The sequence below is a fragment of the Desulfovibrio psychrotolerans genome, from assembly GCF_013340305.1.
Taxonomy (GTDB): Bacteria; Desulfobacterota; Desulfovibrionia; order Desulfovibrionales; family Desulfovibrionaceae; genus Halodesulfovibrio; species Halodesulfovibrio psychrotolerans.
Genome location: NZ_BLVP01000022.1, coordinates 1 through 5,571, shown reverse-complemented (window position 1 = coordinate 5,571; position 5,571 = coordinate 1). Strand labels below are relative to the sequence as shown.

General features: G+C 48.9%; 7 protein-coding genes. All 7 read left to right on the top strand.

The genetic code is table 11. The annotated features are described in order from the left end of the window. On the top strand, nt 1-1,329 hold a 1,329-nt coding region (locus tag HUV26_RS13505), incomplete at its 5' end, for a hypothetical protein (RefSeq protein WP_174410670.1). An 11-nt stretch (nt 1,330-1,340) separates the two neighbouring features. Beyond that, nucleotides 1,341-1,700 (top strand): hypothetical protein, encoded by a 360-nt coding sequence (locus HUV26_RS13500; RefSeq protein WP_174410669.1) that lies wholly within the window; start codon nt 1,341-1,343, stop codon nt 1,698-1,700. 131 nt (nt 1,701-1,831) lie between these two features. Then, on the top strand, nt 1,832-1,966 hold the full coding sequence (locus HUV26_RS17010; RefSeq protein ID WP_174410668.1) for a colicin E3/pyocin S6 family cytotoxin: 135 nt from the start codon (nt 1,832-1,834) through the stop codon (nt 1,964-1,966). Between the two features lie 3 nt (nt 1,967-1,969). Then, the gene (locus HUV26_RS13490; protein ID WP_174410667.1) at nt 1,970-2,347 is read left to right on the top strand and encodes a DUF6980 family protein; all 378 of its coding nucleotides are present in this window, start codon (nt 1,970-1,972) and stop codon (nt 2,345-2,347) included. Nucleotides 2,348-2,953: 606 nt separating this feature from the next. Further along, on the top strand, nt 2,954-3,241 hold the full coding sequence (locus HUV26_RS13485) for a DUF6980 family protein (RefSeq protein ID WP_174410666.1): 288 nt from the start codon (nt 2,954-2,956) through the stop codon (nt 3,239-3,241). Nucleotides 3,242-3,485: 244 nt separating this feature from the next. Beyond that, the gene (locus HUV26_RS13480; RefSeq protein WP_174410665.1) at nt 3,486-4,703 is read left to right on the top strand and encodes a hypothetical protein; all 1,218 of its coding nucleotides are present in this window, start codon (nt 3,486-3,488) and stop codon (nt 4,701-4,703) included. Nucleotides 4,704-5,187: 484 nt separating this feature from the next. After that, nucleotides 5,188-5,571, top strand: a 384-nt coding sequence (locus HUV26_RS13475) for a hemagglutinin repeat-containing protein (protein WP_174410664.1), incomplete at its 3' end; no start/stop codon positions are given.

Here is a 5,571-nt window from a genome sequence, read left to right as displayed (position 1 = left end):
GAGATTACCAAGGATTCCGAGACGGTTGTTTCTGTGTATATCGACCCGGCTGCAATTAAGGAAATTGCAAGCGGGTTTGAGGGGATACGCGAAGACTCAGCTAAGATTGGAGCCGCACTAAGTAAGGCGATCAAGAAGCTTCAGGCATCACCAACCTTGGGGAAGGAAGATCTCAAAATATTTCAGAATACTCTTGCGCTGGCACTACAATCAATGGACCTTTCCAAGAATCTGTCGCTTGAGCAGAAGGTGCAATATGTTGAAGGAATAACTGAATCTTTAGAAAATGAATATGCGCAATTACGAAGCAGCGGGCTTGATCATCTTGGGGCAATGATCAAGCTCACTGAAGGTGTTCAGCGGTTCATGAACTGGGCTGATTCCTTCAATAAAAATGGCCTTGAAATTGTGACGGTTGGTGGGACTTCGTATGTTGTGCTTCCTGGAATTCAGAATGCAGCGGCTGGGGTAGACGATGCCGCCATTCTGTTGGCAACTGCCCTTATAGTAGGCGCTCTTACTGTCTCGTCAGACGCGAGCTATTCATCTCAGTTAGCCTCTTGCCTGCAGGCCACATTGAAAGGGAGTGGCGCGAATGAGTCTGCTATTAAATATATACCCGGCTACAAAGAGTTAACTAACCAAGCGATTGTCCGGGTCCCGGTTGGCGACGGCGTTTTCATAGACATGGTTTTTGAAGATTTACGCAGGGACGAAGCCGGCCAACTCGCATATGGCAGAAGCGATAAGGGTTTCTACTACAGGCTGAATTCTGACGGCACCATCAGCTATGAAGCGCTGAATCGCCCCTATGCTATAGCAGATTCTGGTGAATTCATTAGGGTTCCGGGGTTTGGGGAAGGAGTCAGCCTTCCTGACAGCAGTCTGCTTGTCAATATCCCCCCTGCTGTGCCACCGCTTACCCCTGGCGGCTTTGATGTCGTAGACAATAATGATATCAACAAGCCAGAGGTGTTCCCTGACCAAAGTGGTGAGCTTTCCAAGCTGAACGGACCGCATGTTACGCCGGATCAGAGTGGGGAGATTGATTATTCCCCCCTGATGAATGAGATCAAGCGGAATCCGCTGACGGCAAAACCGGGCGAGTATATTGAGGTACCATCACCGGAGTTTCAAGATCGTTTCATTCGTCTTCCAAAGGGGTTGTGGAAGCATAAAAAAACTGGAGCAATATATTCAAAAAGTCATACTGATCATACTGATAAGAATGGAGAATGGAAGATTGGTTTGATAAAAGGAAAGCCAGCTGAACCTTCGCGGAAGATAACTGTTGGAGCAGATGGTAAGGTTATAAAAGTTGATAAGTAGCTGGAGGGAGTTTGAAATTTTCAATATTGTATGAACACGTTGCAAAGTGTTGGCCAGAACGTATTGATGTCAGCGATTGCTATAAAAATCCAGCTGGTGATCTCGTTTGTCCCACCCTTCGGACTGTGTGGGATGCAATCGAGGCAGCAGATCAAGGAGAGTTCGACGAATGGTTTGGGCTCATGTGTTGGTGTATTTATTGTGACTTGGGAAGACTTGCAAAAGTGAGTTACGAGTCTGGGAGAGGATATATCTTACTGAAAGACATTAATATTTACAATGTTGAAAGGAAGTGTCGAAATGATCTTTCCGAACCGGAGTGGATTGACTATGTGAAGGCCTATGTGAATGATTTAGAAGAAGCACTTTAGCTGTAGTGGTTCATGCTTGATCTGACAGTCGTCCCTTTTGACGGGCCAGAATTGTCAGATTAGTTCAGCTTTGAAACGTATTCCGTCCAGAGTTGCTTCCCTTCGATCATAGTTGCCATGGGAGCGTAAGCATGTCCCGCCAATGGGACTATACTCATGGGGATATTGAGGTCTACAATAGTCGAGGGGCGCATTTAGGGTCAATGGATCCTGTTTCTGGAAAGATGTATAAACGTGACGTTGTAGGACGTGAAATAAAGAAGTAAGTTATGAACCAACACTGTTGTGAATGGATGGACTCTTTTTTGCAAGATGATAGTATAAACATACACTATGATGAAGTGCTTAGAGAGTATTATGTGATCATTGATGAATGTGCTGCGGTACAATGTATATTTTATTGTCCATGGTGTGGTGTAAAGCTGCCTGCGTCTCTCAGAGACGTATATTTTGGTTTGATTTGGGAAAAATACGGTGATGATGTTGACGTAGATTGCGAATTATTACCAATAGAGATGCGCTCGTCCGCATGGTGGAAAAATAGAAAAGAAATAATTACAGAGTTATTAGAAAAATATCATAATGCATCAGAAGGTATAAAAGGTAGATGTCTTATGCTGAAAACAATGAATTCAGCAATTTCATAGCAGCTATATTTATGTTGATTTGTTGAAGAATGTTATGTGTGACGAATTATGTTCGGCGATGCAGCATAAACACTATCGCTGATTTGTTTCTGTGTGATGAAAAAGTGTCCGTCTTTAGGTGGCTTTTCATTTTTTTTGCAGCACATCCGCGCCGCAAGTATCTCCGCTAATTAGGCCTAAGGGTACGTGGAAGCCAAGGTTGCTTCTACCGCATGCGCCTGAAAGAGTGTTGTCTTGTTCAGGCAATATCTCCTGGCCCCATGATTTGCGGAAGGCCATAGCGTGCCGCAAACCCCAAACCATGACAACACGCAGCCGACACTTACCGGCACGAGCACCGGGGGCTATGCTGCTGGTGCGGGAGGCGTTGGCTCTGGCCCGCTGGTAACCCCCGATCAGGGTGGCGGCTCTGGCACAGCGCATGTTACGCCGGATCAGGGCGGGGTTTTGGATGGTTCTCCGCTGATGAGTGAGGGGCGTCCGCAGAAGCTCGCTCCGGCCGAAAGTCCGGTCTGGTAAAATGACAAAGCCAGCTGTGCCTAATAGAACAAGGGGTAAATAGTTATGGGCAATTCAAAGGTTTGTTGTAGTTTGATGGATATGTTTGTGAAAGATGTCAGAATTAATTTATCATATGACGAAATTTTTCGTGAATACTACATAAAGCTCAGGGGAACTAATGCAAGGCAAGGCATTTTGTATTGTCCGTGGTGTGGAGAGAAGCTTCCAAGGTCAGTGAGGGATGTATATTACCAGATAATAGAAAAAGAGTGTGGCGAAAATTTTGATATTAGGACAGATTCTATTCCAGAAAGAGTGAGTAAGCCCAATTGGTGGCTTGATCTTGATGAGGATATTGAAAAATTGATCGATAAATATGAACGTGAATTATAATTGTGCAGTGTAGTAGCATGCAATTATCAGCGAGCGCTTTAACGTATGAATATCGATCGCCACGATCGTCTTTTATTTATTTTTAAATATCACTTTCCCCAAAGACCGCCGCCAGATCAACCGCGCCACCATTGGTGAAGGCACCATCATCATCCGCTCTGACCCCAACGCAGGACTTGAAGGGCTGAACCGCGACCTTGCCCGTGCGCAGGAGATCACCAAGGATTCCGAGACGGTTGTTTCTGTGTATATCGACCCGGCTGCAATTAAGGAAATTGCCAGCGGGTTTGAGGGGATACGGAGCGATTTGAGGAAAATCGCTGAGATTGTCAAAAAAGCTCTGCCCGATGGACCAATCGCAAAGAGCCTTGAAGCTCAGGCCGAGTTGATGGAGTCTTTGAAGGCTCAGGGCGTTACGGAGGAGGGGCTGGCTGAGCAAATCAGTGCCGCAAACCCTTACGAGGCCAAGGTTATTTCTGAACTTGCTGCACTGGAGCAGCAGTACGGCACGCTTGAGAATGTTCCTGACGAAGTGGCGCAGAGGATGCTCACTGCTTTGCAGATGGATCCGGATGTAGCAATACTGGTTGCCGCAGGAGATGGATTTCAAATCGTCGTTTCGCAAGCGCGAGCAGCCATGGCGCGCTTGCTCGGAATAGCGAACAGTGCAGGCGAGTGCACAGGGGCAACCCTTCGTCTTGTTGATGACTTATGCAAGTACACGGTGAGCATGGCGACAGGCGGTGTCGCGTTTCCGGAAAGCCGGGAACGTATCGTCGCCATGACACTGGATGTTGGCTCGGCTATTGCTGAGTTGGCTTCTTCCCCGCTTGAAAGCGTCAAGCTTGCTGGGAAGGCATATGCTAAAAAATGTGATGAGATACAGCAGCTTGAGCGGCAGGGTCGGTACGACGAAGCGCAGTACGAATTAGGAAAGCTGTTCTTTGATGTGGCTGCGTCCATTCAGGGGCTTGCCGCTGCAGGTAAGGTGGTTGTAAGCCAAGGCTCCAAGCTGGCTAGCGTTGTCAGCAAGGTGAAAGGGCCAAGAGCGCTTACGGCAGCAAGTGAGGCCGGAAGAGCAGCTGTCGCAAAGGGGGGAGTGAGTTGGAATCCGCTTACTGGGCCAGGCCCGTTGGGAGAAAAGGTTGCGAGTACATTCCGTGGGGCGTCATATACGGAGTTGACAACCACCGAGACAACGACGCTCTATCGAGTTTGGGGCGGTTCAGCGAAAGAAATCGGACCATATTGGACTAGAACCCCTCCCGCTGGGCCAGTGCAATCCACGATCGATAGTGCCCTAAATCCCGCTTGGGGAAATACAGCAACAAACGTCACCAAGATTGAAGTTCCGGCCGGTGTGAAGATTTATGAAGGTGCAGCCGCCCCGCAGGGTGGATTAGTCGGTGGTGGGAATCAAGTGTTCATACCCGAGGTTGATACATCATGGGTAACCAAATGAAGCAGTGTCCTTGGGAGTCAATTGACGATTTTGCAAGCCTCAGTGAGTTCAATCGGTTTGTGGCATGGATAGCCGACCAAGTTCAGGAAGGCTTAGCCGAGGGAACTTCAGTAACCTCGCCGTATATGGACGCAACTGCCTTTGAAGAAAAATGGTATAGGCATATCGAGACTGGTGAGGTTTGGCGGCTGGTCTGGCCAGATGGTCCATTTCATGGGTTGTTTGAGAGGGTTTATGACGATAGGGGACTAGGCTCGAATTGATTTGGAATAACCCGTAAAGCCACACCCCACCTGCCTTCGGTAGGTAGTCGCTAACGAGAGAAGGGCCGCTAAAGCTGGCTGCCAAGCAAAGTGTAAGTTCCACTGTTCGCCAGCTGGCAGATCTGCCTTCTTCCATGCAGGCGGGTAAGGGGAGCGCGGCGGCAAAAGGAATTACGGCGGTCAGTTCTGCCATACGTGCTGTATCCGCCGTGCAGGGAGCCTTGAGCACCTCTGCCAGCGCCTCTCTTACCGGCGGTCTTTCCGTTACCCAGACAAGGGAGCATACGGAGACAGAAACGCCTGTTACCTCGACCGTATATGCCGGTAACAATGTAGCCCTGAAGGCGGATGAGGATATCACCATTCAGGGTGCGCAGGTGTATGCGGGCAATGACGTAGCACTGGAAGCCGGGCGTGACCTGACCATAGAATCTGCCACCGGGGGCATGCGCTACAGCACAGATAGCGTGTCCGCATCTGCGGGTGGGGGGATAAAGGCCAATGTGGGGGCAAACGGTGTGGGCGCGGGGGCAAATGCCTATGCCTCGCTCAGCGGCTCGGGCAGTGACTATGAATCTACCTATCATCGCAATGCCGCTGTGGTG

What these genes read in the sequence shown, in the direction of transcription:
- HUV26_RS17010 (WP_174410668.1), top strand. Translation starts at nt 1,832, where the DNA reads ATGTCCCGCCAATGGGACTATACTCATGGGGATATTGAGGTCTACAAT.
- HUV26_RS13490 (WP_174410667.1), top strand. Translation starts at nt 1,970, where the DNA reads ATGAACCAACACTGTTGTGAATGGATGGACTCTTTTTTGCAAGATGAT.